Source organism: Aquiflexum gelatinilyticum, assembly GCF_024741135.1.
Lineage (GTDB): Bacteria > Bacteroidota > Bacteroidia > Cytophagales > Cyclobacteriaceae > Cognataquiflexum > Cognataquiflexum gelatinilyticum.
Map to the genome: position 1 here is coordinate 739017 of NZ_JANSUY010000001.1, position 25482 is coordinate 764498.

28 protein-coding genes are annotated in these 25482 nt (G+C 39.6%); 15 read left to right on the forward strand and 13 right to left on the reverse strand.

Annotated elements, in window-relative coordinates; genetic code table 11:
- Window positions 1–124: 124 nt before the first annotated feature.
- The 3 genes from NU887_RS03130 (at window position 125) to ctlX (ending at window position 3091) form a co-directional block, all read left to right on the forward strand.
- Complete coding sequence (locus NU887_RS03130) at window positions 125–1072, forward strand: hypothetical protein (RefSeq protein ID WP_258421891.1); 948 nt, start codon at window positions 125–127, stop codon at window positions 1070–1072.
- Between the two features lie 161 nt (window positions 1073–1233).
- A complete protein-coding gene (locus NU887_RS03135) occupies window positions 1234–2136 on the forward strand; it encodes a hypothetical protein (RefSeq protein WP_258421892.1) in 903 nt (300 codons plus the stop codon).
- Between the two features lie 19 nt (window positions 2137–2155).
- On the forward strand, window positions 2156–3091 hold the full coding sequence (gene ctlX / locus NU887_RS03140) for a citrulline utilization hydrolase CtlX (protein WP_258421893.1): 936 nt from the start codon (window positions 2156–2158) through the stop codon (window positions 3089–3091).
- Here the strand turns inward: ctlX and NU887_RS03145 are convergent.
- Together NU887_RS03145 and purB are read right to left on the reverse strand one after the other, a co-directional pair.
- Window positions 3083–4639: a SulP family inorganic anion transporter gene (locus NU887_RS03145; RefSeq protein ID WP_258421894.1), complete on the reverse strand. Its 1557-nt coding sequence runs from the start codon at window positions 4637–4639 to the stop codon at window positions 3083–3085. The two genes, ctlX and NU887_RS03145, sit on opposite strands and share 9 nt — an antisense overlap.
- A 154-nt stretch (window positions 4640–4793) precedes the next feature.
- Window positions 4794–6140, reverse strand: a complete 1347-nt coding sequence (gene purB, locus NU887_RS03150) for an adenylosuccinate lyase (RefSeq protein ID WP_258421895.1) — start codon at window positions 6138–6140, stop codon at window positions 4794–4796.
- A 291-nt stretch (window positions 6141–6431) separates the two neighbouring features.
- On the opposite strand from purB, the gene NU887_RS03155 reads away from it, so the two are divergent.
- Both NU887_RS03155 and NU887_RS03160 read left to right on the forward strand, forming a co-directional pair.
- Window positions 6432–7538 carry a ferredoxin--NADP reductase gene (locus NU887_RS03155; RefSeq protein ID WP_258421896.1) on the forward strand — a complete coding sequence of 369 codons (1107 nt, stop codon included), beginning with the start codon at window positions 6432–6434 and terminating at the stop codon, window positions 7536–7538.
- 40 nt (window positions 7539–7578) lie between these two features.
- Window positions 7579–8034 (forward strand): hypothetical protein, encoded by a 456-nt coding sequence (locus tag NU887_RS03160; RefSeq protein ID WP_258421897.1) that lies wholly within the window; start codon window positions 7579–7581, stop codon window positions 8032–8034.
- A gap of 17 nt (window positions 8035–8051) precedes the next feature.
- On the opposite strand, the gene NU887_RS03165 is transcribed toward NU887_RS03160, so the two are convergent.
- Window positions 8052–8375: a HesB/IscA family protein gene (locus NU887_RS03165; RefSeq protein ID WP_258421898.1), complete on the reverse strand. Its 324-nt coding sequence runs from the start codon at window positions 8373–8375 to the stop codon at window positions 8052–8054.
- 117 nt (window positions 8376–8492) lie between these two features.
- Here NU887_RS03165 and NU887_RS03170 point away from each other — a divergent pair, with 117 nt between their 5' ends.
- The 5 genes from NU887_RS03170 (at window position 8493) to NU887_RS03190 (ending at window position 12262) form a co-directional block, all read left to right on the forward strand.
- Window positions 8493–9014, forward strand: a complete 522-nt coding sequence (locus NU887_RS03170; RefSeq protein WP_258421899.1) for a DUF7935 family protein — start codon at window positions 8493–8495, stop codon at window positions 9012–9014.
- Between the two features lie 4 nt (window positions 9015–9018).
- Window positions 9019–9432 carry a YkvA family protein gene (locus NU887_RS03175; protein WP_258421900.1) on the forward strand — a complete coding sequence of 138 codons (414 nt, stop codon included), beginning with the start codon at window positions 9019–9021 and terminating at the stop codon, window positions 9430–9432.
- A gap of 48 nt (window positions 9433–9480) precedes the next feature.
- Window positions 9481–10197 carry a Rossmann-fold NAD(P)-binding domain-containing protein gene (locus NU887_RS03180; RefSeq protein ID WP_258421901.1) on the forward strand — a complete coding sequence of 239 codons (717 nt, stop codon included), beginning with the start codon at window positions 9481–9483 and terminating at the stop codon, window positions 10195–10197.
- 3 nt (window positions 10198–10200) lie between these two features.
- Window positions 10201–10653 carry a D-aminoacyl-tRNA deacylase gene (gene dtd, locus NU887_RS03185; protein WP_258421902.1) on the forward strand — a complete coding sequence of 151 codons (453 nt, stop codon included), beginning with the start codon at window positions 10201–10203 and terminating at the stop codon, window positions 10651–10653.
- Between the two features lie 115 nt (window positions 10654–10768).
- Complete coding sequence (locus tag NU887_RS03190) at window positions 10769–12262, forward strand: ATP-binding cassette domain-containing protein (RefSeq protein WP_258421903.1); 1494 nt, start codon at window positions 10769–10771, stop codon at window positions 12260–12262.
- 3 nt (window positions 12263–12265) lie between these two features.
- On the opposite strand, the gene NU887_RS03195 is transcribed toward NU887_RS03190, so the two are convergent.
- Complete coding sequence (locus tag NU887_RS03195) at window positions 12266–12730, reverse strand: metallophosphoesterase family protein (protein WP_258421904.1); 465 nt, start codon at window positions 12728–12730, stop codon at window positions 12266–12268.
- Window positions 12731–12757: 27 nt separating this feature from the next.
- Window positions 12758–12919 (reverse strand): metallophosphoesterase, encoded by a 162-nt coding sequence (locus tag NU887_RS03200; protein ID WP_258421905.1) that lies wholly within the window; start codon window positions 12917–12919, stop codon window positions 12758–12760.
- Between the two features lie 255 nt (window positions 12920–13174).
- Between NU887_RS03200 and NU887_RS03205 the strand changes: the two genes are divergently transcribed.
- Window positions 13175–13735, forward strand: a complete 561-nt coding sequence (locus NU887_RS03205) for a DUF4136 domain-containing protein (RefSeq protein ID WP_338080960.1) — start codon at window positions 13175–13177, stop codon at window positions 13733–13735.
- A gap of 6 nt (window positions 13736–13741) precedes the next feature.
- Here NU887_RS03205 and NU887_RS03210 read toward each other — a convergent pair whose 3' ends face one another.
- The 8 genes from NU887_RS03210 to NU887_RS03245 form a co-directional block, all read right to left on the reverse strand.
- Window positions 13742–15301, reverse strand: a complete 1560-nt coding sequence (locus NU887_RS03210; protein ID WP_258421907.1) for a glycoside hydrolase family 3 protein — start codon at window positions 15299–15301, stop codon at window positions 13742–13744.
- Between the two features lie 26 nt (window positions 15302–15327).
- Entirely contained in the window at window positions 15328–16614 is a 1287-nt protein-coding gene (locus NU887_RS03215; RefSeq protein WP_258421908.1) for an MFS transporter, read from the reverse strand.
- Window positions 16611–17090 (reverse strand): GNAT family N-acetyltransferase, encoded by a 480-nt coding sequence (locus tag NU887_RS03220; RefSeq protein WP_258421909.1) that lies wholly within the window; start codon window positions 17088–17090, stop codon window positions 16611–16613. Before NU887_RS03220 ends, NU887_RS03215 begins: the two co-directional genes overlap by 4 nt.
- On the reverse strand, window positions 17087–18694 hold the full coding sequence (locus NU887_RS03225; RefSeq protein ID WP_258421910.1) for a glycoside hydrolase family 10-like protein: 1608 nt from the start codon (window positions 18692–18694) through the stop codon (window positions 17087–17089). Before NU887_RS03225 ends, NU887_RS03220 begins: the two co-directional genes overlap by 4 nt.
- A gap of 96 nt (window positions 18695–18790) precedes the next feature.
- Complete coding sequence (locus NU887_RS03230; protein WP_258421911.1) at window positions 18791–19429, reverse strand: N-acetylmuramoyl-L-alanine amidase; 639 nt, start codon at window positions 19427–19429, stop codon at window positions 18791–18793.
- A gap of 192 nt (window positions 19430–19621) precedes the next feature.
- Window positions 19622–20068, reverse strand: a complete 447-nt coding sequence (locus tag NU887_RS03235; RefSeq protein WP_258421912.1) for an Hsp20/alpha crystallin family protein — start codon at window positions 20066–20068, stop codon at window positions 19622–19624.
- 118 nt (window positions 20069–20186) lie between these two features.
- Window positions 20187–21146, reverse strand: coding sequence for a formimidoylglutamase (gene hutG, locus NU887_RS03240; protein ID WP_258421913.1), 960 nt, complete (start codon window positions 21144–21146; stop codon window positions 20187–20189).
- A gap of 47 nt (window positions 21147–21193) precedes the next feature.
- A complete protein-coding gene (locus NU887_RS03245) occupies window positions 21194–21418 on the reverse strand; it encodes a hypothetical protein (protein WP_113924491.1) in 225 nt (74 codons plus the stop codon).
- Window positions 21419–21664: 246 nt separating this feature from the next.
- On the opposite strand from NU887_RS03245, the gene NU887_RS03250 reads away from it, so the two are divergent.
- From NU887_RS03250 to trpD, 4 genes are all read left to right on the forward strand, one after another.
- On the forward strand, window positions 21665–23071 hold the full coding sequence (locus tag NU887_RS03250) for an anthranilate synthase component I family protein (protein ID WP_258421914.1): 1407 nt from the start codon (window positions 21665–21667) through the stop codon (window positions 23069–23071).
- Window positions 23072–23171: 100 nt separating this feature from the next.
- On the forward strand, window positions 23172–23585 hold the full coding sequence (locus NU887_RS03255) for a four helix bundle protein (protein WP_258421915.1): 414 nt from the start codon (window positions 23172–23174) through the stop codon (window positions 23583–23585).
- A 79-nt stretch (window positions 23586–23664) separates the two neighbouring features.
- Entirely contained in the window at window positions 23665–24231 is a 567-nt protein-coding gene (locus NU887_RS03260; RefSeq protein WP_258421916.1) for an anthranilate synthase component II, read from the forward strand.
- Window positions 24232–24463: 232 nt separating this feature from the next.
- Window positions 24464–25477, forward strand: coding sequence for an anthranilate phosphoribosyltransferase (gene trpD / locus NU887_RS03265; RefSeq protein WP_258421917.1), 1014 nt, complete (start codon window positions 24464–24466; stop codon window positions 25475–25477).
- Window positions 25478–25482: the final 5 nt, after the last annotated feature.

Sequence of the window (25482 nt, forward strand, 5' to 3'; positions counted from 1 at the left end):
AATAGGCGAACATTTTGATGTTCGCCTATTTTTTTTGGAAATACCTAATTATCAGAATAAAATCCACAGAAAGTCACTGGAATTTATTTCATACCTTGCATTTATAATTCAACTTGAAAACCCGATGAAATTCAATTTTTATTTAACACTATTGGCAATTCTTGTTTTTTCATGCAATGATAAAGAAGCTCCTGAAAACGATACAATTGGAAATTTTCCATTCAAAACAGATTATAAATTAAGTGAATTAGAGACCACCGAAATTTTTGAATCAATACCTGAAGTAATGGGAAAAGTTGGATTAAGAGAAGCTTCAGGATTGGCATTTAGTAGAAAAAACCCAGGATTTGTTTGGACTCTTCAAGACAGAGGAAACAATAACAGTCTATATCTTCTCGATGCCAATACTGGCAAAACTGTCGCGGAATATACAATCAAAGGTACGAAGAACAGGGATTGGGAGGATATCGAAATCAGTATCGGCCCCGAACCGGGAAAAACCTATTTATACATTGGAGATACAGGCGACAATAACCTTGACTATGAAGATTATACCATTTATCGAATAGAAGAGCCTAAGTTTGAAGAAAATCATAGAAACCTAACGCTTGAATTGGAAACCGCTTTTGATAAAATAGTTTTTGAATATCCTGATAAAAGCCATGATGTGGAAACTTTGTTGGTTGATCCAAAATCAGGAGATATTTTTATGGTTACTAAAAGAGACCTTTACTCTTTGCTTTTTACTTTGCCGTATCCCCAAAAGACAGATGGATTGAACAATGCGGTACTAAAAGGTACATTTCCTTTTAGAATAGCAACTGCAGGAACAGTCTCCGGAGATGGAAATGAGGTTTTGATTAAAACTTACGATTTGATTTTTTATTGGAAAAGATCATCTGATCAGTCTTTTTCTGATCTATTGGCTACAAAACCATTAATCGCTCCTTACCAAAAAGAAGAACAAGGTGAGGCAATTTGTTTTGATGACCAAGGTGGTTACTTCACTCTTAGCGAATTAACCAATGACATCATTCCGGATCTGAATTATTATAAAAAGAAAAATCCTTAGGATTGGTTGAATTAAATTCAGCTGGTTTTGTTAAAGGGTAAGCATTAGAAGGATTTTGTTAAACTATCCTACAAAACTGATTTAAAACATAACAATAATTAACTTTGCAGTACCCCAAAAAGCCTGACCTTTGTTAACATCAATAAAGAAAGACTGAAGAAATGAGTCATTACATGAGATTGCTATTGTTTTTATATTTTTTCCCATCCATGCTGATGTTGAATATTCCACAACCTGATTTGGTCCAACTTGAAAAAAAATCTGTCCAAAATATTTTTACCAACCAAATAAACATTGGGCTTTTAGAAAACAAAGAAATAGATGAAGCGAGTGGTATGGCCTTTTCAAGAACTCATGATGGTTTGATCTACACCCATAACGACAGTGGAGGAGGACGAAAGGTTTTTGTCATTGATTCCTTAGGAAAAGGTTTAGGTGTATTCAAACTCAAAGGAGTTTGGAACAGAGATTGGGAAGATATAGCCGTAGGTCCTGGTCCTGACCCAAAGATGAATTATGTTTATGTGGGGGAGATTGGTGATAACCAAGAGAGATACACGAATATATTCATTTATCGATTTCCTGAACCAGAGCAATTTTTAGAAGGAATGGAAGTGGCACCTGAAATTTTGAAGCTGACTTACCCTGATGGCGCAAAAGATGCAGAGACTTTAATGGTAGACCCCATTTCAAAAGATATCTATATTCTTTCAAAAAGGGACAGTTTAAATATCCTATATAAGACTACCCAAGAGGCATTTGAAAAGAAAGAGGCTGTCTTGGAGAAATTGATGGAGCTGCCCTTAACCATGTCTGTTGCAGGGGATATTTCGGTAGATGGCCGTGAGATTTTGATCAAAAATTACTTCACCGTTTATTATTGGACAAGAAATGAAAATGAGACAGTTGAGCAGGCGCTGTCCCGTGACCCTTTGATTTTACCTTATAAACCTGAGCCACAGGGGGAGGCAATCGGATTCCATCCAAATGGAAAAAGTTATTTTACACTCAGTGAGAAAAGATTCAATATCGAACCGGTCTTGTATCGATACAACCGAATGTAGTTTTAATAAAAATACCGTTATGACAAATCAAACTACTTCCCACATCTTAATGGTCAGGCCGGCCAATTTTGGGTTTAATGCTGAAACAGCAGAAAATAATTTTTACCAACAAAAAGATGATCGTAATTCAACTGAAATAAATACTCTGGCTAGGCAGGAATTTGATGCTTTTGTTGGACTGCTTGAAGAAAAGGGGATTGATGTTTTGGTTGTCGAGGATACAGATTTGCCAAAAAAAACTGATGCTGTTTTCCCAAACAATTGGTTTAGTACCCACCAAGATGGCAGATTGGTTCTTTATCCTATGTTTTCACCTACGAGGAGATTGGAACGGAGAAAGGATATCATTGAAATATTGATTAAGAAAGGATTTAGGATCAGTGAAATAGTGGATTTGACTTTTTTTGAACAGGATAATCAATTTCTTGAAGGTACGGGAAGCTTGATTTTGGATAGAATAAATAAAGTAGCTTATGCCTGCAGGTCACAAAGGACTCATCAAATACCCTTGGGATATTTTGGAAAATTAATGGGTTTTGAAATTGTTGACTTTGACTCAACTCAGGTAATCAACGGTGCAGTTTCACCTATTTATCATACCAATGTCATGATGCATATCGGCACTGAAATATCCGTGGTATGTCTTGACAGCATTCCGCTTGCTTCTGAAAAATTGAAAGTACAGCAATATCTTGAAAAAACGGGAAAGAAAATGATTCCGATTACTGCAAAGCAGAAATTTCAGTTTGCCGGAAATATGCTAGAAATCCGGAACAATAAAGGAGATAAATTTACAGTGATGTCAGATTCAGCTTTTCAATCCCTTGGAGATGTTCAGATCAATACTATAAGGAGGTACTCAGAAATCATTATTCCAAAAATACCGACAATAGAAAAAATCGGCGGTGGAAGTGTCAGGTGTATGATGGCAGAGATATTTCTCCCTTTAATGTAACCCCTTTGATTTTATTGATTTTATTTTGATGGTGTCCACATCTATTTTTCGGGAACCTGCATTGGTTTTGAAATTCTCAATTACCTCCAAAACATCATAATCAATAACCCTTGATTTTGATCCGTCAATAATTACATGTTTTCCTTCAGGGATTTCTTCTAAGGCCTTGATCAGTGCACCTTTATTGAGGAAACTCACCTCTTCTGAAAGCACGATTCTGATGGAGCCGTCAAGTTCTTCCTTTTTATCATCGAGTAGATATGAATTTTGATAATTTCTTAAAAGGATAAATACCATAGCTATTCCCATCCCCAATCCTATTCCTATCAGTAGGTCGAATAGAACGATTCCCAAAATGGTAATGATAAAAGGGAGAAATTGGTCCCAACCTAGTTTGGCCTGATGTCTGAAAAGGGATACTTTTGTAAGCTTATAACCTACCATCAGCAATATCGCAGCCAAGCAAGCTAATGGGATCAGATTGAGTAGTCCGGGGATAAATATGACACTTGCAAATAGCAGTATCCCATGAAATACTGCCGATATTTTTGTCCTGCTTCCTGCTGTTACGTTAGCTGAACTCCTGACAATGACAGCTGTTACGGGAAGTCCGCCTATAAATCCATTGATTACATTTCCCACGCCTTGTGCCAAAAGTTCTCTATTTGGTGGAGAAATCCTTTTTAACGGGTCTATTTTGTCGGCAGCTTCCAAGCTCAATAAGGTTTCTAAACTCGCTATGATCCCTATAGTTACTGCCGCAAGCCAAACATCGCTGTTGCCCAATTGTGAGAAATCAGGAAATGTGAACAAATCGGTGAACCCAATAAAGGAATCAACAACGGGTAGGACCACTTTATCTTCATTACTTAAGTACAAAGTGGGGACAAAAAATTTAAAATATTTATTTAGACCAATGCCCAATAAGACCACTACCAAAGGACCGGGAATCAATTTGGTAAATGAAAGTTTTTTGATGAATGATTGTTCCCAAAATATAAGGATGCCAATGGATACAGCTGAAATGATTATTGCCCCGAAATCAAATGTTTTGGATAAATTTCCCAAACTCAGGACAGCATCCCAGTCATTTACAAAAGGGATATACTTTTCTAAATCTTTTGTTTCATTGACTCCAAATGCATAAGGTATCTGTTTTATAATCAATATAATACCTATGCCTGCAAGCATACCCTTAATCACCGAAGTCGGAAAATAGTATCCGATTACCCCTGCTTTCAATATTCCAAAACCAATCTGTATAATTCCTGCCAAAACCACAGCCGAAAGGAAAACTTCAAATGTTCCAAGCTCGGTAATGGCATTGAGAACTATGACCGTCAATCCTGCGGCAGGACCTGATACTGAGGTGTGCGAACCTGATAATGAACCAATAACAATACCTCCGATGACCCCTGCAATAATCCCTGAAAAAAGTGGCGCACCTGAAGCAAGAGCAATCCCAAGACACAGCGGGAGTGCTACCAGAAAAACGACCAAACCTGCCGGTATATCATTACCTAGGGTTGGAAAAATATTTTTTTGCATTGGATTGGGATGAATTTTTATAACCTTAAAGCTAAAATAGCATTTTTAGCTAAATCTCAACGTACATTTTTTATTAAATGAACCGCTAGGTCGTCTAAAGAAAATACTTGAAAGTTAAAATCCAATCTCAATTACCAATACAAACATCTTTTTACTAATACTTTCCTGTAAAATTAAATGGACTGATCTCATTCAATTCTGCTTTGATTGAATCAGAAACATTAAGCACTCCGATAAATTGTTTGATCGAAGTTTCGGTTATTTTTTCGTTTGTTCGGGTTAATTCCTTGAGGGCTTCATAAGGTTTTGGATATCCTTCTCTCCTTAGGATTGTTTGGATTGCCTCAGCTACTACAGCCCAGTTTTCCTCCAAATCCGCGTCGATAGCAGCACGGTTTAGCTCGAGTTTGCCTAATCCTTTCTCCAAAGATTCCAGGGCAATCAACATGTGTCCCAATGGAACTCCGATTATGCGCAGCACTGTGCTGTCAGTAAGGTCTCTTTGTAAGCGGCTGATGGGGAGTTTGGCTGCAAGATGCTCCAATAATGCATTGGCAATCCCAAGATTTCCTTCCGCATTTTCAAAATCGATCGGGTTGACTTTATGAGGCATGGCAGAAGACCCGATTTCGCCAGCCTTGATTTTTTGCTTGAAATAATTCATTGCCACATACTGCCAGATATCTTTTGAAAGGTCCAAAAGGATCGTGTTGATCCTTTTTAGCCCATCAAAAAGGGCCGCCAGATTATCATAATGCTCGATTTGGGTTGTTGGATAACTTCTTTCCAAACCCAGATAATTTGACACAAAATTATTTGCAAACCCATGCCAATCAGTAGTAGGGTAGGCTATAAAATGGGCATTCAGATTCCCGGTAGCACCACCAAATTTTGCTGAATAAGGAACTTGACCAAGTAATTCCAATTGTTTTTCCAGTCTCACTGTAAATACCCTGATCTCTTTACCCAATCTCGTCGGAGATGCAGGCTGACCATGGGTTTTGGCAAGCATCGGGATATCTTTCCAATCCTCCGCCTGTGCAACCAATTTCGCCATAACCCGATCCAAAGAAGGTAAAATGACTTCATTGAGTCCGTTTTTTAGCATCAAAGGCGTTGCTGTATTATTGATATCCTGGGAGGTCAAGCCAAAGTGAATGAATTCTTTGAATTCCTGCAGTTGCAGATTGTCAAACTTTTCTTTGATAAAATACTCCACGGCTTTTACATCGTGGTTGGTGGTCTTTTCTGTTTCTTTGATGACTTCAGCATCTTCCATCTGAAATCCTGAAACAATATTTCTTAAGGCAGGAAAAAGTGATTTGTCAAAATCTTTCAGTTGGGGCAGGGGCAGTTCACATAGCGCGATGAAGTACTCTATTTCCACATGAACTCTATATTTTATCAAAGCAAACTCAGAAAAATAAGGACGCAAGGTTGCAGTTTTGTTTCCATACCTTCCGTCAATAGAGCTTACAGCTGTCAGATTTGTCAATTCCATAAGAGTTGTTTTTGAATTAGGCTTGCAATTTAGGTTTTCAGCATGAAATACTCTTTTTATTTTTCAATTATTGGTTTTACATCAGCATCAAAGGCCGGATTTTGCTATATAAATTCACTTTATTTTGAAGTAATTTAAATTCTTTTCAAAATCCAGCTGGCAGAATCGAACCTGTTTCCCATTAATTTGTTGTGATGTTGGTGATTATTCAGTCATAGAGTTACATTAATACCAAACAGTAGCTTAATTTTGACCGAGCCAAAATATTACGTTTTTAAACAGATTTAGAGAATGTTTAATTTATTTAAGAAAAAGAAAGAGGATAATAAAAGGGGGGACCATTATTTATCTTTGAAAGTAAGGGAAGTAGTCAAAGAAACCCCTGATACTGTCACTATCTATTTTGAGCAGCCTGAGCCTTATTTGGACTATAAGCCTGGTCAGTACCTCACAGTGATTTTGGAGTTGGGGGGTAAAGAAGTCAGAAGGTCATATAGCCTTTGTACCTCTCCGTTTACAGATCCGCATCCGGGAATTACTGTCAAACGAGTCAATGGTGGCTTGGTATCCAATTACCTCAATGACCAAATCAGACCGGGAAAAACCATTGAAATTATGAAGCCTTTGGGGAATTTCACCACTGAGTTTCATTCCAAAAATAAAAACCACTTCGTAATGGTGGCAGGTGGTAGTGGCATAACCCCGATCATGGGCATCGCCAAATCGGTTTTTGTCAATGAACCTGACTCAAAAGTTACCCTGATTTATTGCAGCAGGTCCGAAGAGCAGATTATATTCAAAAAAGAACTCGATGCGTTGAAAGGAAAGTATGGAGAGAAATTGAATCTGATCCATAACCTTAGCCAACCGTCTCCTCTTTGGACCGGATTAAAGGGACGTTTAAATGTAGAAATAGTCAAAACTATCCTTTCTGAATCAAATTTCTCCGAGTTGGCAAATACTAAATATTTTGTCTGTGGGCCTGATGGCGTGATGGAAACAGCTCTCTTGGCCTTGGAAGAAATTGGTGTTGATCAAAAAGCTATCCATAAGGAAAGTTTCTACCTAGACTTGGAGGCAAAGGAAGAAGATCTCAAATCTAAAGGCAAATTATCTCCCGAATTAACAAGGGAAATTGAAGTTGTTGTAGAAGGCCAATCATATTCTTTTGAAGTACCCGCCGGTAAAACCATATTAGAAGCAGGTCTTGACAAAGACATCAACATGCCATATAGCTGCCAAAGTGGACTTTGTACCGCTTGTAGGGGAAAACTGATCTCCGGTAAAGTGGATATGATTGAAGATGCAGGTTTGAGTGCGAGCGAAATAGAATCAGGATACATTCTCTGTTGCTCTTCAAAACCTGCAAGTTCTGATATCAAAATTGTAATCGAATAGGCTCTTGGAAAATTCCCAAATAAGAAAAATATATGATAAAATGGAGCGGAATGTTCTGATAATGATCGCCATTCCGATTCCATTTTTTGGTTTTGTTTACTTAAATACCGAGAATCCCATCTTTTTTTTTGAAGTGCCTCAGTTAACGGGTTTTTGGGAATACTTCGGACTGGGCTTGGTTTTTACTTTTTTGATTGCCCAATATTTTGCTTTTCAAAAAGATTCAAAAAATATCGAAAAATCTTCCTTTGGTCTTGAAAAAAAGCTTGAAGCTTACTCCAAAGCTTCATTTAATAGGTTTAGGATTTTATTTGTTTCTGGATTGGTCGCTGCAGCAGGTTTGTTTTTGTTTGGCAATGCAGGTTATACGATTGCTTTTGCGGTGACTTTGGTGTTTTTTTCATCAGCCAAACCTACACCTGAAAGGATAATCAGGGCTTTGAAACTGAAAGGAGATGAAAAAAACCAAGTGATGGGTTTAAAAAGAAGGGAATAAGAATTTTTTAACAAAAGTTATTTATTGTCCGCATCGTGTCTTTTGGGGATATCCGGATTGACAAAAGTAAAACCCCTTGCTTCATCCCCCTCAAAAAAATCAACCTGCATTCCCATCAAAAACATGTAATGCTTTTTTTCAATCAATACCCTAATTCCATCCAACTCAAATTGTTGGTCTCCTTCCTTAGGCTTATCAAATCCTAAAAGAAAGGACATGCCGCCGCATCCGCCCCCTTTGACACCCACTCGGAGAGAATAATCTATGGGTATGTTCTTATTGGCAATGATATCTTTGATCTCAGCTTGAGCTTTTTCAGTGATTTGTATGGGAATCAACATTCCTATTTAATCCGAATTTTGATTGGGAAGTTCAAATTTAAGTTTTAAAAATATCAATTGTCAATGTTTTATTGCGTCTATTAATTTCTGATATTCGAATCAAATTATTGTAATTATATGGCGTATCTCGCAGATTTATTAAAAATAGTATTGCCGGCTGGTTTGGTTATTTATGGCATGTACCTGACGATCATGTCTTTTATGAAAAAAGAGAGAGAAAAAATGCTCTTGGATTTAAAAACCCAAAATACCAATACGGTTCTTCCCATCAGGCTTCAAGCCGGGGAAAGATTATGTCTTTTATTGGAAAGAATCACTCCAAACAACCTGGTCAGAAGGATGAATAATCCTGAATATTCTGCCAAAGAATTTTACAGCCAACTGCTTCATGAGGTTAGAGAGGAGTTTAACCATAACTTATCGCAGCAGGTTTACTTCTCTGATGAGACTTGGGAAAGTGTCCGCCGGGCAGCTGAAAGCGTCGTGACTATTATCAATACAGCCATGCAGGATATGCCGGATGAGGCGAGAAGCATTGATCTTGCCAAGCGTGTCTTTCAGCTTACCCTTGACCAAAAGAATGATGCCATCCAATCGGCATTAAAATCCGTTAAGTCTGAAATAAGAATATTCTTCTAAAAATATGGCTTCACTCAGGGAAAAGACAGTTGATTTTTTTGGTAAAGCCAAACTGCTTTACCTGGAGAAAGCAAATGATATTGCGGGGGAAGACGGTAAGCTCCAAAAGCTCCTGAAAAATGTCGGCGAAAGATTGAATGCTGTTTCCCAAAACCCTAAAGTTCAGACAGCCTTGGAACCGATCATGATTTTCAAAAGGATGATCCAGGCCCACAGAAGTGGAAAGTTTAAAGTTTCATCCAAAACCCTAGGTCTCATTGTTTTGGGTTTGGTGTATTTTGTCACCCCAATAGATATTATTCCTGACTTTATGCCGATTTTGGGTTTTACCGATGACCTTTCAGTGATTTTAGCTGTTTTTAATTCGGTAAAGCACGAAGTGGAAGATTTTTTGAATTGGGAAAAGACGAAGCCTTAATGACCTTGAACTTTTGCTTTTCATCTTTTTGGGCGTACTTTACCTGATATGAAAAAAATAGCATTTCTCGCAGGTACATCGGGTTTGATCGGCATGCAGCTGCTTCACCAATTACTACAAGATAATTCTTACGATTACCTCATTTCGGTTGGTCGACGCAAGCTTGCTTTAAAGCATCACAAGTTGGTCCAGGTGGAAGGCGATTTCAGCAAAATTCAGAGTTGGGACATAGAATCCAAACTCCGGGAGGAGGACTTGGGAGGGTTGTTTTTTCCCATTGTAGATGCCATCAATAAAAAATCCTGCGAAATGCATGCTTTCTGTTCCTTGGGAACCACCATCAAAGTTGCCGGATCAAAGGATAAATTCTACGAAATTGACCATGATTATGTCATAGGATTTGCGAAATGGACCTATGGTTTGGGGGCGAATAAATTTTTGTATGTGAGTGCCATGGGGGCCAATCCCCAATCTTCGGTTTTTTACAACAAAGTGAAAGGAGAAGTGGAGGAAGATCTGAAAGTCATCCCTTTTGATTATTTAGGTCTGTTTCAGCCATCCTTATTGGTTGGAAACAGGAAGGAATTCCGGTTTGGGGAAGAAGTTGCTAAAATATTGACAAAGCCTTTGGTATGGCTAAAGATTGGAAAATCTTTCCGACCCATCAATGACAATCAGGTTTCGAAGGCAATGATTCATCATGCCAACCAAACCAAACCGGTAAAAGTTGAGGTTATTTCCTCTAAGAAAATGCAGGATTTTTGAGGTATGATAGCAGTGATTCAACGGGTATCTGAGTCCACAGTCAAAATAGAAGGACAGATCAAAGGCCAAATCGGGACAGGATTGATGGTCTTATTGGGAATAGAAGAGGCGGATGGCAGTGAGGATATAGAATGGCTGAGTAAAAAAATCGTTAACCTCAGAATTTTCCCTGATGAAAATGAGGTGATGAACAGAAGCATTCTTGAGGCCTTAGGAGATATTTTGCTTATCAGCCAATTCACACTCCATGCAAGTACCAAAAAGGGCAACAGACCCTCTTATATCAAAGCCGCAAAACCTGACATCGCCATTCCGCTTTACGAGAAGTTTATCAGTTACCTTGAAAAGGATTTGGGAAAACCTATCCAAACAGGGGAATTCGGTGCCGATATGAAAGTAGCCTTGGTCAATGACGGTCCGGTCACGATCATTATGGACAGCAAAAATAAAGTTTGAAGAAGTAAGAATTAACGGTTAACAGTCGCGGTAGGCAGTTTGGCAAAACCCAAAAACTCGACAACGTGATAACTTGACAACAATTACAACCACTACAACCAACACAACCCCCTTCATGTCCTCGCTAATTTCCATCCAAAAAGCCACTGTCAGACAATTTGATAAAGTAGTTTTTGAAAACCTGGACTTTGAATGGGAGAGGGGGCAACATTGGGCAATTTTGGGTCAATCTGGTGTAGAACTCACAGCATTTTTGGATACGATATTAGGCAAAACCATGGTGACATCTGGTATTATCCAAAGGGCCTTTGCCAAAGAATACCAAGAGCAAAAGTCAGAAGCAGGCGAAGTTAACTCATTTAGGGATTTGATAGCGACTGTTTCTCAGCAATACAGTTTCAAGAATAAGTCCAATATTCAGAATTTTTATTATCAGCAACGCTTCAATTCCATGGAGTCGGATGAGGCCCTGACTGTGAAAGATTATCTTAAAAACATAGAAGTAAAAGTGCCTGGTCCCTGGAGCTTATCAAAAGTAATCAGGTTCATGAATTTGGAGCATCTCAAAGACAAATCGCTGATCAAATTGTCTAATGGGGAAACACGCCGTCTGTCTTTTGCCTCTGCGCTGATCAAAAATCCAAAAATTTTGCTGATGGACCAACCTCTGACAGGATTGGATAAAGGGACTAGGGATGATTTTGGGTCAATGGTTTCCGATATCATTGCCTCGGGAATTCACGTCCTGATGAGTACACACCATGATGAAATTCCGTCTTCGATTAGCCATGTAGGTTTTCTATCAGACAAGAATATTTCCATTGTAAGCAATTTTGAAAATCTCAATTCAAGTCATCAAAATTGGCTTTCGGAAAATCAAATTGATACTGGAACAATAAATAGCCTTTTGGTAAAAGAGGAGGATCAAAACTTTCAGAAAATAGTTGAATTAAGGAATGTTTCTATTCAGTATGGTAATAAACAGATCCTTGAAGGTGTCGATTGGACCATTTTGCCCAATGAAAAGTGGGCACTTAAAGGCCAAAACGGTGCAGGAAAATCTACCCTTCTCAGCTTGATTTTGGCAGAAAATCCACAAGCATATAGTAATGAGATCTACCTTTTTGACAAGAAAAGAGGTTCCGGTGAAAGTATTTGGGATATCAAAAAGCAAATCGGATTTGTTGCACCGGAGCTTTCAAGATTTTTTCCTTCCAATCAGACCTGTCTTAAGGTTATTCTTTCTGGGCTCTTTGATACAATGGGATTGTTTAAGAAAGTTTCTCCGGAACAGGAAAAATCAGCCATAGATTGGTTGGTTTTGTTTGGTCTTGAAAATGTCGCCCACATTTTGTTTAACAGAGTTCCATTGGAAAACCAAAGGTTTATTTTGCTTGCAAGGGCATTGATCAAAAGACCGAAATTATTGGTAATGGATGAGGCTTCGCAAGGTATGGACGATTTGCAAAGGGTCAGGTTCCGGGAGACCATAGATATTGTAAGCAAGATCTTTCCCCTAGCTATGGTTTATGTCAGCCACTATGAGGAAGACATTCCAAAATGCGTTGATAAAATTCTTAGGTTAAGTAATGGGAAAGTGGTTTTTTGATAATTAGAGGATATCATCTGTTTCTGTGGGAATCGAAACTGTTTCGATAAAAGTCCCGTCGTCTGCGAGCCTGATACCTGTCAGACAAATACCCCCATAAGCTCCTGTATCAATGTTCCAAGAATTGGATTCTTGACTGTATTTCGGAATACCATCCCACCTTGGAGTATGTCCAATCACCTGTAACTTCCCCGTGTTGATCAGGGGATTTCTATTCCACAAAAGGCCGTTTGTATTGGATTGGTCGTAGGGATCCCCAAGTCCTGAAAATCCCGCATGACTTACCTGGACAAAATCATTTTCCCAAAGTAAAGGCAAATCTGTCAACCAAGTGGAGTAGTTGTCCGGATCTATTTGGTCTACTTCAAATTGTCTAAGTGTTTTGCCACCTCCGTTGGAAAGCCAAATACCCTTCGGATCTTCTCCCTTCATATGGTTGATCATCAGCTGCTCGTGATTTCCTCTCAAAAAGTGAGCTTCTTTTTTAAAATTCATCTACAACTCAAAAGCCAGATGAATGACTGAGGGAGAAAATGCCCCTCTATCTACTAGATCGCCTACCTGAACTAAGGTTTCAGATTTTGGATCCCAATGGTCCAAAAGGTTTAAAAATGTATTGAGACACCCGTGGACATCTCCAACAATAAATATTCCCATATACTTAGAACGATTAAAAACTAACGGACATTTTAAAATTGTAAAAAAACCAATAAATGATTCAATTATTTACTTGTTCTGTTCAATAAATTTAATTATAATCACTTCATAATCAATTTTATATCTAATAAACATTCTTGACCAAATTAAGTTTTAATGTGACCTCATATAAATCAAAAATTGATTCCCATCCAATAAATATTTAAACGATTTCAATTCCCCTAAAGGTTGTTTGTTATGAAAAAATCCGTTTTTATGCTCTTCCTCCTTGCATTGGCGTTTTCCGCATGCATGAGCCAAAAAGATTACCTTGCAGAATATGATTTTAATTATGCGGGAAATTTCAAAAAATACAAAACTTTTGGTTTTGTAAACAATCCGTTTCCGGATACGACATCCCATCATTTAGCGATTGAAAGGACAATTACCAATAGACTCGGATCTCAGGGCTTTAAATTACAGGCCGACAAACCTGATATTTTGATCAATTATAAACTTTTCTTGGACGAGGTAAAATACAGGGGGTATGAGCAGCCAAATTTTGATTATTGGGTGCAGAGAAGAAGTGCCGACTTTGAACTCACAGAGGAGGAAGAAAAGAAAAACCGGGAAAAAGATGAGAATTACAATCAGGTCAAATTCACTGAAAATAACGGGATGTTGGTCATATTTGTAATTGACAACAAAAGAGGAAACACCATTTGGCAGGGATATACTGCAGCAAGCTTTGATTTGTTTTCACCTGAAGTCAATACAGAATTGACCAAAGCCACTTACCGTGTCATGGACCAATTTAAGTTATTGACAAGAAATTAGACTTTCTCAATCCAATTTGCCCTTTGCTTCCATTTTTCCAAGGAAGTGGAGGGCACTTGCTTTTTGAGCAGTATCGAAAGCTTGGAAAGCACAGATGATCCTGTTGAATTTTTCAGAATTTCCGATTTCATTCAATGAAAGTGGAGAACCGAAAAGGTAAAGCTGACAGTTTTTGTTTTCTATCAATTCCTGAAGTTTGTCAAGCACCTCTTTTTCCATCCCAAAATGGTTGATAGGTTTGGCGGAAGGCACAAAAAGAGCAATCAAAATGTTGTCAAAACCATTTAATTTTCCCCAATTCCCATCCGACTTAGATTGAATGTCAAATGAGACTGAACCTAATTCTTTATCCAACTCTCTAAAAAAGGTATTTTCTTTAGGTTGAAAAATAGATACTTTGGCAAAATTGGAATCTGTGAATTTTGTTTTTGATTTAGGTTTATTGGAAATCTCCGTAATATATTTCAATGAAAGCAATTCATTGAATGACTGATATCCTGACCAATCAAATCCGGATTCTTTAGGAAGGTGATCTCCAAATATGCCAAGCCTTTCTTTGAATTTGTTTACTTTTTGAAAACTTTCCTCAATCATTTCCTCAGATCCATTCCTGAGGATCATTTCAATTCCTGCTGCCACATTTTCAGAAAAGCAAAGCAGGTCATTTCCTGCCTTAAATGCTTCCCATTCCAATCGCCCAGGTTCGGGAAAAAGGTCCGAGACACTTTTCATATTCAAAGCATCAGAAACTACAATTCCTTTAAATCCCATTTCCTCTTTCAATAAGTCGGTAATGATTTCTTTGGAAATGGATGCGGGAATGGTTTTTCCGTTTGAAAGCGCCGGTGCAGCCAAGTGCCCAACCATGATCATGTCGATGCCCGCTTTGATCCCGTTGGCAAATGGATAAAGTTCTTCGGAAATCAATTCTTCTTTTGTTTTATTAATCACAGGAAGTCCAAGATGGGAATCAGTGTCAGTATCTCCATGTCCCGGAAAATGCTTGTAACATGCCCCAATTCCGGCTTTCTCCATACCTTGATACATAGCCAAGGCAAATCTGCTCACCTTCTCTTTGTCAGGACCAAATGACCTGTATCCGATCACAGGATTTTTGGGATTGGTGTTGATATCCGCAACAGGGGCAAAATTCAAGTGAATACCTGTTTGCTTGAGGTCTTTGCCGATGCGGTAACCTGTTTCAAAGACCAAATCCTCATGTTCAAGCGAAAGTGCTCCCAATGTAATGGCAAATGGATATTGAGGCGTTTTTTCTATCCGCATGGCCAATCCAAACTCTGCATCGATACTGATCAGAAGTGGATATTTTGAAATGGATTGATATCGCACGATCAATGCCCGAAGTTTTTCAAGCGTATTTTCATAAGTCAGTTTTTCCTGTCTCTTCTCAAAATTGGCTGCAGCACTGTGGCGGCTATGGAAAAAAGTCAGTCCACCGATATATTGGTTTTTGATCAACGACTCGATCTTCAAATAATTCTCCTCCGTGTCATGGATAAATGCTGCCGGCGAAAAAAGCTGACCAATTTTTTCTTTTAAAGTCATTTTTGAGATAATTTCTAATTAATTCATCATTTTTCATTCTGAATTTCCTCAACCTTCTTCTTCCCATATTCCTTCGGAAATTTAACATATCGGATCATCAGAATTCCAGGTAAAGCAGCCGCAACAACCCAAAGGAAAAACCCTTCATAACCCAACCATTCCTGAACAAAGCCACTCGCCATACCGGGAAGCATCATTCCCATGGCCATAAATCCAGTTGCGATGGCATAATGGGAAGTTTTGGAAGGACCTTCGGAAACATAAATCAAATACATCATAAAAGCCGCAAATCCAAACCCATAGCCCAATTGCTCCACGACAACCACCGATCCAGCCCAAAAGGCGGATTCAGGTTGGAAATAAGCCAAAAGGTAATAGAAGAAGTTGGGCACGTTCAATGCCAAAATCATAGGCAACATCCATTTTCCCAAGCCATCTTTAGAGATAACGACACCTCCGATGATGCCTCCAAGAGAAAGTGCGATAATCCCAAATGTCCCATATATCAAACCTACATCCGTGGTGCTGAGTCCGAGTCCGCCTTCAGGTCTACTGTCCAAAAGAAAAGGGGAGGCCATTTTTACAAGTTGTGATTCTCCCAAGCGGTAAAAGAGGATAAAGGCCAATGCTGCCCAGATTTCTTTTTTCTTAAAAAAAGAGCTGAAGACTTTCCAAAATGTCAACTGCACCTCTTTGACATAAGTACTGCTTTTTTCAATATTGGGAGTGGTCAAGAGGTTGATCAGCGTCAATACGAACATCAAAGCGGCAACCATCACCATTGTCAGAGACCAAGCTTTGGCATTGTCTCCGTATTTGACTTCAAGATATCCTGCTACGATGACAAACAATCCTTGCCCTGTAACCATTGCCACGCGATAGAATGTGCTTCTCAGACCGATGAAGAACGATTGTTGTTCTTCCTTCAAAGCCAAGAGATAAAACCCATCTGAAGCAATGTCATTCGTCGCAGATGCAAAAGAGGCCAACCAGAAAAAAGCCAGAGTCAGTACAAAAAATTGACTCGTAGGTACGCTGAGGCCTATGCATAGAAAGGCAAAAGACAAAACCAGCTGCATGGCCAAAAACCATTTCCGTTTGGTTCCATAAAGGTCTACCAATGGACTCCAAAGGGGTTTGATGACCCAGGGCAGATAAAGGAAACTGGTGTAAAGTCCGATGTCTGAATTGTCCACTCCGAGTTTTTTGTACATGATGACAGAAACCGTAATGATCAATACATAGGGAATTCCTTCGGTTAGGTATAGTGGCGGAATCCAGTACCATGGATTGTTTTTAAGGGTTTTGCTCATGGCTTCTTTCTGATGAGGTTTTGGTAAATGCTGATTTCAGAACTTTCAATGATACTTGCCCCAACAGTATTTTTATAAAAATCAGCAGGTCCCACACCACCTATGATGGCATAGGCATATCCCATTTCTTTCATGGATTGAAGGCTTTTGACCAAAAGGACTTTTCCTATTCCTTTTCCCCTCATAGCTTCCAGAGTTCCTGTTGGCCCAAAAAAGTTCTTTGCAGTAGATTCAAAACATGCAAAACCCAAAATCTCATTTCCTTTTTGCGCAATCCAACAGTTTACCGGAAGATGACTAAAGGCTGACTCCACTTCATTTGCCCAGTAAATACCGAAATTTTCAAACACCCATTCCCTGACAAATGACTTTTCAGGAGGTATCGGTTTTCGAAACACGATATTCTCCTTAGCCAAAATGGCTTCATTCTCAGAAATATCCGGGAGTTCCATCAAGCGGACAAGCATGTCTTTCATGGGATTTGGGTTTTTGGGTTGGCCTGAATTTCGAAAACCTTTGGTTTTGTTTCTTTACCAAATCGATCCAAGAAACTGATGGCAATGTATTTTTGACTGATGGAATTCAAAACAGGAAGCAACATCCTATTGCTTTCATCCAGATATATCCTTTGGGAGGAAACATTTTCTTTGCGTTTTTGGAGATCAGGGAGGGTCGGCGCGGTGTAGATCAATGCAAACCGAAAATCCGGCTGTATACCCCGCTCAAACTGAAAAGCAAATCCGTCGCCATGTGGGATCAGAATGGGAGTTTGGCCTGTTGGATTGCCATTGGGATTTGGAAGTACATCAGGAGGCAATGCTGCGAAGTGGTAATGGTTTTTGTGCAGCAAATCGGCGACATCTTTATTTTTTACATACATCGATTTGGCGCTGAAGTAAGCGTTGCCGGATATGTTTGGAGTGATCTTGGACAGTCCCACCTGATTGGAGATTTCCATTGGGTTTTCCCAGGCTTTGTCCGCATTGTCCCGGATTTTGTAGGGGCCGTTTCCGATATAAATTTTGGTGTTGTAGTGGTTTTTGGACCACCAGTTTACCAATTCCCTGTGTGAAGCAAGGTTATAATCCATGCTCCAGTACAATTGGGGAATGAGGTAGTCAATCCATCCGTTTTTCATCCATGTCAGGACATCGGCATAAAGATCGTCGAAGTTGGTCTGTCCGGCTCTGGTTTTGGATCCTGACGGGTCTTTGTCGATGTTTCTCCATACGCCAAAAGGACTGATTCCGAATTGAACCCAAGGCTTTTCGGCTTTGATGGTTTCATTTACTTCTTTGACCAAAAGATTGACATTTTCTCTTCGCCAATCATCGAGTTTTTGTCCGGGTTTTCCATACTTTTTAAAAGATGCTGCGTCATTAAAAACTTCCTTTTCCACTTTGTAAGGATAAAAATAGTCATCAAAGTGGATGGCATCAATATTGTAATTTTGGACTACTTCTTTGATGATTTCTACCAGATGAGCCCTTACTTCGGGCAAACCGGGATTGTAATAATACTTCGTGGCATACTTGATCATCCAATTGGGATGCTTGACAAAATCATGGTTTGGGCTGAGGTCTTTGGTTTCCATAGTCATGGTAGCCCGGTAAGGATTAAACCATGCATGGAATTCTAATCCCCGTTTGTGCGATTCCAATATCATCCAAGAAAGAGGATCTTCCATGGTATTTGGTTTTTGGCCTTGTTTCCCTGTCAGGTATTTGGACCAAGGGGAATATTTGGATGGATAAAATGCATCGCCTGATGTCCTTACTTGAACAATCACCGCATTAAAATTGAGGGATTTGTAATAATCCAGCAGTTTGATGAATTCTTCTTTTTGCTTTGAATACGGGTCTGTAGAAGATGTTGGCCAATCAATATTGGCGACTGTCGCGATCCAAACTCCTCTGAATTCCCTCGGACTCGGTCCCAATTCGATCTCCAATGGTTTATAAAATGGAGGTTGATTTGGAACTGTTGCAGTTTTGGAAGGATACTCGTTGTTTCCGTTTGGTTTGGTAGGATCCGTTACTTGAGGGTTAGGTCTTGTTCTTGTGTTGGTAATTGGTGTCATTGTCTTGCAGGACTGAACACCAATGACCATAGATAATAGGAATGCGAAATAATATATTCTTGAATTTTTCAATTTAAAGTAAGGGTTAGTCTTTGGTTAAGGTTTGCTTTTGAAATTCAGGTCTGACAACCTTTTTCTCAATTTTCTCATGAATTTTGGACCGGGATCCTGTTTTTGGGTCAGGTAGTTAGGGTCAGTTTCTTTCCAAATTGGTGTCCCTTGAAATGCATAATATTCGTGGTGGCCTATCACATAAGTAAGTTTATACTTTTTGTTAAGATACCTTATCAAATCAGCGTTTGCTTTGACCTGTGCTTTGGTCAGTGGCGCATCCGGGCCCCCGATATTTTCGATACCTATTGCAGTATAGTTGAGTCCAATGGTATGTCTTGCAAAGGTCGTGTCAGGAAGTAACCTGAAGATAGTTCCGTCCCTGTCAACCAAAAAATGCGCCGAAACATTGAGGTTGCTCGCGGCAGTCAGTTCGGGTCTGCCTCCGAGATGAACGGGATTGAATACCTCAAAAGTCGATTCCAATGAATAGACCGCCGTCCAATGCACCACGACCATAGTGGGTTCAATGGTTGCAGTTTCTTTCTCAATGCCATGCCTGCTTTTAAGATATTGAAGAGAAAGGTTTTCCCTTTCTTGGTCAAAAACTATTGGCTTGTCAAATATTCGGAAAGTTTGCGCCTTGGACTTTAGGATTGCGAAAGCACAAAAAAAAGTAAACATTAAGAAAATGTGGGTGGTTTTTTTCATTTCATCATTAAATACGAATGTCCAGAGTCAAATTTTACTCAAAATAAAGGAATTTATTCTATAGCTGAATTCCAAACACTAAAACTTTGGAGGAGATTGAAATTAAATAAAAACAAAAAGCCCCAATCTCAATAGACTGGGGACTTGCATACGTAGGAAAAAATCTCAACCTACCGAAATGGCTTTTTTGGGTTTGTCACTTTCAATAACCTTCTTTGGGAGGACTACATTCAAAATGCCATTATCATATTTGGCATCTATTTTTTCGTCCATCACGTTCTCGGGAAGGCTGAATGAACGCCTGATACTTGAATACGAGAATTCTTTCTTACGGTAATTTTCTTTCTTCTCCTCTTTCTTCTCTTCTTTTTCGGCGCTGATATTCAGCATTCCGTCTACAACTTCGACTTTAAAATCTTTTTTGTCAAAGCCCGGTGCAGAAAGTTCAAGTTTGAACTCTTTGTCATTTTCAATCACATTGGTGGAAGGAATTTCCACGCCTTTTTCAGGAAGCCAGAATTTTTCGTCCCAATCAAATGGGTTTTCTGTCCCAAAGAAATCCTGAACCAATTTTGGCCAGGCGCTTCCGTTTTGCTTAGTTAGTAATCCCATGGCTTTTAGAATTTAGAGGTTAATTGGATTTTTTTAACGACGCTAAGTTAATATCATCCAAATAAAAATCACATGATAATAGTCACATAACCAACTGATTATGCTCAAAAAATGCAAGTCAAAAAAGCTTCCTTACAATATTTTCAATGCATTTGGAGGAAAGTCTTGCGGTAATATTGTCGTTATCAAAAACCGGATTTAGTTCAACAATGTCCATGCTTATCAGCTTACCTGTTTTGGCCAAATAATGGAATATCCTGAAAGCCAACTCAGGTGAAAATCCCAAAGGAGAAGGCGCACTCACCCCGGGAGCATATGCTGATGAAAAACCATCAAGGTCTACACTGAGGTATATTTTATTGACTTGAAGACAAAAATCATCCAAAGTTTGTGCAATGGTTTCCCAATTGGCCAAAGTGAATTCCTCCATTTCCAACCATCGGACTTTGTGTTTTAAGGCAGTTTCAAAAAGTACTTTTGGATTGGATGATTGTTGGATACCAAGGCATAGGTAATGGAAGTTGCTTTGGTAATCATTGGCCAACTGAAAAAATGGTGACCCCGAATGTCCTTTGCCGCTGTTCAATTCCCTGAGGTCAAAATGGGCGTCCAGATTGATGATGCCTAATTTTTCGCTTTTGGGAATCAAATACTCCAGTATCCCGCGACCATGGGCAAAAGCAAGGTCGTGTCCACCGCCCAATAAAACAGGGAAATAGTTGTTTTGGAGTAATTCGGTTACGGTTTTGGAGATAAGCGAATGACTCGATTCCATGTCTTCACCTTCTGTGATAATATCCCCCATATCATAAATCCCAACATCCTCAGGCAGGTGAAAGGCCATCGGGCCCATCATTTTCCTGATAGCTTCCGGGCCTTTGGCTGCACCCGTTCTCCCAAGATTTCTACGGACTCCTTCGTCTCCTGCATAACCTAGGATTGCAACCCCTTTTCCATTTGCAGGTTGATCGATATGCAGATTATCCACACAGGTCACAGCCTGATGCCAATATTGAATGGATTCAGATGGACGACCTGTCCAGATATGGGGTGGTGTTGGATGGTGAAGAAGAGCCATTTTTAAAGATTGAAACCGGTTTTTCTTTTTTGTAATAATAAAACCGGTTATGATTTGGCAAGATAAAGGTTGAATTCCAAGGCATTGCCGGCTACAAATTCATCCACAGCGAGGTCTTCCATGATTTCATCATCAAACTCCATTTCGGTTTTTTCCACTTTCCCGTCGGGATGGATAATCAGTTCAGTCCCAGTCCAATCCTCAGGATTGACCTTGACCAAAACCTGGTAATCGTCAAACACCCTTTTGAAATATTTTGGCATCGTACCCATAGCGTCAATTTTTTATTCAAAATTACCCATAATTTTATTCAATATCTTTTTGATAAGCAAAATGCATTTTTAACTTTGTCCCACTGAAAAAAATGAAAACAACTCAAAACACATATTGGTGGTGGCATTGGACTTCTAAAATAGAAGAACCAGTTGTTGTTGCCTGAATTTTGTGTTTCTATAACATATCGAAAGGGCTTACTGGTTTTTCCAGTAAGCCCTTTTTTATTTCTTAAACCTATTGATATGGAAAAGTTCAAAATCATTACCCATCATAAAAAGCGCTTGGCTGATACCATCACGCCAGTCAGCATTTACCTTCAGATTAGGGACAGGTTTGCCAATCCCATTTTGTTGGAGAGTTCTGATTACCATGGGCAAGAGGACAGTTTCTCCTATATCTGTTTCAATCCGATTGCTTCATTCTCATTTAATGGAGGGTTGGTAAAAGAAAGACTTCCTTTTGGCGAGTCCATTTCCTATCCTGTTGGGCCTGAATTGAACCTTGTTGATGCATTGAGAAAGTTCTCGGGGAGATTTCAGGATGACAACGGGAAGCACAAATTCATCAGCAATGGCCTTTTTGGGTATATGCAGTATGATACTTTGGCTTATTTTGAAGATATCAAGCTGGAAAATTCCTCTCCGGATTCGAGTCCGATGCTACATTATGCGGTGTACCAAAATGTGATCGTAGTCGACCATTTCAAAAATGAGATGCATCTCTTTGAACATCAGGTGGAGGGAATCGAAACAGAAGTGCAGCTTCCGCTTTTGGAAACCCTTCTCAACAATAAAAACCTTCCTTCTTATTCTTTCAAATTGGTAGGAGAGGAGTCTTCCAACTATACCGATTCGGAATTTTTGGATATCCTCAAAAAGGGTCAGGAGCATTGCTTCCGTGGCGATGTTTTCCAAATTGTGCTTTCGAGGAACTTCTCCACCCAATTCAAAGGAGATGAGTTCAATGTCTACCGTGCACTCCGTTCGGTCAATCCTTCGCCTTACCTCTTCTATTTTGACTATGGATCCTATAAGGTTTTTGGGAGTTCACCCGAGGCACAGATTGTGGTCAAAAACAACAAAGCCACGATTTATCCTATTGCCGGAACTTTCAAGCGGACAGGAAATGACATGGCTGACGCAGACTTGGCAAGGAAACTTTATGACGATCCAAAGGAAAACTCCGAACATGTCATGTTGGTAGACCTTGCGAGAAATGACCTCAGCCGGTCCTCCGAAAAAGTGGAAGTAGAGGTTTTTAAAGAAATCCAATACTATTCCCACGTAATCCATTTGGTGTCCAAAGTGACCGGTATCCTTCCCGAAGGCACAAACCCACTGCAGTTGGTGGCCGATACATTCCCTGCAGGCACACTGTCCGGTGCTCCTAAGTACCGAGCGATGGAGCTCATTGACCAACTCGAAAATACTTCCCGAAAATTCTATGGAGGCGCTATCGGATTCCTAGGATTCAACGGTGACTTCAACCATGCCATTTTGATCCGGTCATTTGTCTCCCAAAACAACAGACTGCGGTTCCAAGCCGGTGCCGGAGTCGTAGCCAAATCTTCCATTCCTTCTGAACTTCAGGAAGTCGCCAACAAACTCGAAGCACTCAGGGTGGCGCTGAAAGCAGCGGAGGGGATCTAGGGTATTGAAAAATTGGAAGATTGGAAAATTACAAAATTGAAAAATTGTAAAATTCATATACTAAAGACTGATTCAATGATCTTTAAATAAAACATTAGATATGGGTAAAATAGAAAGGTTTGAAGATCTGGGGATTTGGAAAAAGGGGGTTGAAATCGCTGTCCAAGTATATGAATTGGCAGATAAAGGAATTTTAGCCTCTGATTATCGGTCAAGAAGTCAAATTATAGCTGCAGCACTATCCATTTCAAACAATATTGCTGAAGGATTTGAATATAACAGTAACCGTGCTTTTATGAAATATTTGACTTATGCCAAAGGTTCAGCAGGAGAGGTGAGAAGTGAAGCTTATGTCCTGATGCTCACAAAAAGGATAACAAAAGAAGACTATGACAAACTCTATCCTCAATTAGTAGAATTGTCCAAAGAGATTAAGGGGTTTATCAAATACCTGAGCGATTTTGAAAAGAACAAAGATCCAAAACAAGTAAAAGATCAAAATCCAAAAAGTTGAAATTTAACCAAGGAAAGCTTAGAATAAACGGAATTTAAATTTTCTAATTTTTCAATCTTTCAATTTTCCAATCAAAAAAATGAAAATCCTCGTCCTCGATAATTACGATTCATTTACATATAACCTGGTGTACATCATCAGAGCTTTGGGCTATGGTCCACAGATGGATATTTTCCGGAATGATAAAATCAGTCTTGAAGAAGTCTCCAATTATGATAAAATACTCCTTTCACCCGGCCCGGGAGTTCCTGCTGAAGCGGGGATAATGCCGGAATTGCTGAGAACATATTCCGCTACCAAGGATATCCTCGGAATCTGTCTTGGACATCAAGCGATCGGAGAGGCATTTGGAGGGACTTTGATCAACCTTTCGGAGGTGGTTCACGGACTTGCTTCTGAAGTGAAAGTCACAGATGATCTGATTTTCAAAGGGCTTCCCGAAAAATTCAAAATAGGCCGATATCATTCTTGGGTGATCAATGAACAGACACTCTCCCCTGATTTGGAAGTCACCGCCAGAACACCCGATGGTCAAATTATGGGTGTTAGACACAAAGAATTTAAAGTCCGCGGTCTCCAGTTCCATCCTGAATCTGTGTTGACAGAACATGGCGTAGCCATGATGAAAAATTGGCTGGAAAGCTGAGGGAGGTGGGAAGGATGGAAGTTTGGAAGTTTGGAAGTCGGGAAGTAGGAAGTACCAAGTACCAAGTACGAAGTGTCCAAAAATTAGACCCAGCCAGATAACCATTAACCAATAACCATTAACCTGACAACAACTACAACCATTACAACAACTACAACAACTACAACCAATACAACAACTAAAACCGCTTCACCAATTAACCAAATAACCTATAAACCATTAACCAACATCCATGAAAGACATACTCAACCACCTGATAGAACACCGGAGCCTTTCGAAAGACCAGGCAAAGGAAGTTTTGAAAAAAATCACATCAGGTTCATACAACTCCAGTCAGATCGCGGCTTTTCTGACAGTGTACCTGATGAGAAGCATTACTGTAGAGGAATTGGGAGGATTTAGAGAAGCGATGTTGGAGTTGTGCATTCCGGTGGAGATATCCGAATACGATGCCATGGACCTTTGCGGCACAGGCGGTGACGGAAAGGATACTTTCAATATCTCTACCCTTGCCTCCTTTATCGTAGCAGGTGCAGGACAAAATGTAGCCAAACATGGAAACACCGGAGTGTCTTCGATCTGTGGTTCTTCAAACCTTTTGGCGCACTTTGGATATGAGTTTACCAATGACATCGGCAAGATCAGAAAGAGCCTTGATGAAGCAGGAATCTGTTTTTTGCATGCGCCGCTTTTCCACCCTGCCATGAAAAATGTCGGTTCAATCAGAAAAGAATTGGGGGTAAAAACATTTTTCAATATGTTGGGTCCGATGGTCAATCCAAGTTTCCCTAAAAAACAATTGGTAGGGGTTTTCAGTCTTGAGTTGGCGAGACTCTATGCCTACCTCTATCAGGAGCACGATGGCAACTTCAGTATTTTGCATGCCTTGGACGGCTATGATGAGATTTCCCTCACTGGGGATTTCAAAATGATTTCCAATTCGGGAGAAAAACTCCTCAGTCCGGAGAGCATTGGTTTGCCCAAAATCTCTCCAGATTCCATCTTGGGGGGAGAAACCGTCGAAGAGTCCGCCAGAATATTTGACAATATATTGAAAGGAAAAGGTACAGTTCCACAAAATTCTGTTGTCCTGGCCAATGCCGCTGCGGCGCTGGTAACGGCAGATCCTGAATTGGGATTTGAATCTGCTTTGGAAAAAGCAAAGGATTCCCTTTATGGAGGTAGTGCGCTGAAAGTTTTCAATGCCTTGGTCAATCCAAAAACAACTGTTTCATTTTCAAACTGATCATG

Excerpts from the sequence above, each read along its gene's own strand:
- NU887_RS03130 (WP_258421891.1), top strand. The coding sequence starts at position 125 with ATGAAATTCAATTTTTATTTAACACTATTGGCAATTCTTGTTTTTTCA.
- NU887_RS03135 (WP_258421892.1), top strand. The coding sequence starts at position 1,234 with ATGAGTCATTACATGAGATTGCTATTGTTTTTATATTTTTTCCCATCC.
- ctlX (WP_258421893.1), top strand. The coding sequence starts at position 2,156 with ATGACAAATCAAACTACTTCCCACATCTTAATGGTCAGGCCGGCCAAT.
- NU887_RS03145 (WP_258421894.1), bottom strand. The coding sequence starts at position 4,639 with ATGCAAAAAAATATTTTTCCAACCCTAGGTAATGATATACCGGCAGGT.
- purB (WP_258421895.1), bottom strand. The coding sequence starts at position 6,140 with ATGGAATTGACAAATCTGACAGCTGTAAGCTCTATTGACGGAAGGTAT.
- NU887_RS03155 (WP_258421896.1), top strand. The coding sequence starts at position 6,432 with ATGTTTAATTTATTTAAGAAAAAGAAAGAGGATAATAAAAGGGGGGAC.
- NU887_RS03160 (WP_258421897.1), top strand. The coding sequence starts at position 7,579 with ATGGAGCGGAATGTTCTGATAATGATCGCCATTCCGATTCCATTTTTT.
- NU887_RS03165 (WP_258421898.1), bottom strand. The coding sequence starts at position 8,375 with ATGTTGATTCCCATACAAATCACTGAAAAAGCTCAAGCTGAGATCAAA.
- NU887_RS03170 (WP_258421899.1), top strand. The coding sequence starts at position 8,493 with ATGGCGTATCTCGCAGATTTATTAAAAATAGTATTGCCGGCTGGTTTG.
- NU887_RS03175 (WP_258421900.1), top strand. The coding sequence starts at position 9,019 with ATGGCTTCACTCAGGGAAAAGACAGTTGATTTTTTTGGTAAAGCCAAA.
- NU887_RS03180 (WP_258421901.1), top strand. The coding sequence starts at position 9,481 with ATGAAAAAAATAGCATTTCTCGCAGGTACATCGGGTTTGATCGGCATG.
- dtd (WP_258421902.1), top strand. The coding sequence starts at position 10,201 with ATGATAGCAGTGATTCAACGGGTATCTGAGTCCACAGTCAAAATAGAA.
- NU887_RS03190 (WP_258421903.1), top strand. The coding sequence starts at position 10,769 with ATGTCCTCGCTAATTTCCATCCAAAAAGCCACTGTCAGACAATTTGAT.
- NU887_RS03200 (WP_258421905.1), bottom strand. The coding sequence starts at position 12,919 with ATGGGAATATTTATTGTTGGAGATGTCCACGGGTGTCTCAATACATTT.
- NU887_RS03205 (WP_338080960.1), top strand. The coding sequence starts at position 13,175 with ATGCTCTTCCTCCTTGCATTGGCGTTTTCCGCATGCATGAGCCAAAAA.
- NU887_RS03210 (WP_258421907.1), bottom strand. The coding sequence starts at position 15,301 with ATGACTTTAAAAGAAAAAATTGGTCAGCTTTTTTCGCCGGCAGCATTT.
- NU887_RS03215 (WP_258421908.1), bottom strand. The coding sequence starts at position 16,614 with ATGAGCAAAACCCTTAAAAACAATCCATGGTACTGGATTCCGCCACTA.
- NU887_RS03220 (WP_258421909.1), bottom strand. The coding sequence starts at position 17,090 with ATGAAAGACATGCTTGTCCGCTTGATGGAACTCCCGGATATTTCTGAG.
- NU887_RS03225 (WP_258421910.1), bottom strand. The coding sequence starts at position 18,694 with ATGACACCAATTACCAACACAAGAACAAGACCTAACCCTCAAGTAACG.
- NU887_RS03230 (WP_258421911.1), bottom strand. The coding sequence starts at position 19,429 with ATGTTTACTTTTTTTTGTGCTTTCGCAATCCTAAAGTCCAAGGCGCAA.
- NU887_RS03235 (WP_258421912.1), bottom strand. The coding sequence starts at position 20,068 with ATGGGATTACTAACTAAGCAAAACGGAAGCGCCTGGCCAAAATTGGTT.
- hutG (WP_258421913.1), bottom strand. The coding sequence starts at position 21,146 with ATGGCTCTTCTTCACCATCCAACACCACCCCATATCTGGACAGGTCGT.
- NU887_RS03245 (WP_113924491.1), bottom strand. The coding sequence starts at position 21,418 with ATGGGTACGATGCCAAAATATTTCAAAAGGGTGTTTGACGATTACCAG.
- NU887_RS03250 (WP_258421914.1), top strand. The coding sequence starts at position 21,665 with ATGGAAAAGTTCAAAATCATTACCCATCATAAAAAGCGCTTGGCTGAT.
- NU887_RS03255 (WP_258421915.1), top strand. The coding sequence starts at position 23,172 with ATGGGTAAAATAGAAAGGTTTGAAGATCTGGGGATTTGGAAAAAGGGG.
- NU887_RS03260 (WP_258421916.1), top strand. The coding sequence starts at position 23,665 with ATGAAAATCCTCGTCCTCGATAATTACGATTCATTTACATATAACCTG.
- trpD (WP_258421917.1), top strand. The coding sequence starts at position 24,464 with ATGAAAGACATACTCAACCACCTGATAGAACACCGGAGCCTTTCGAAA.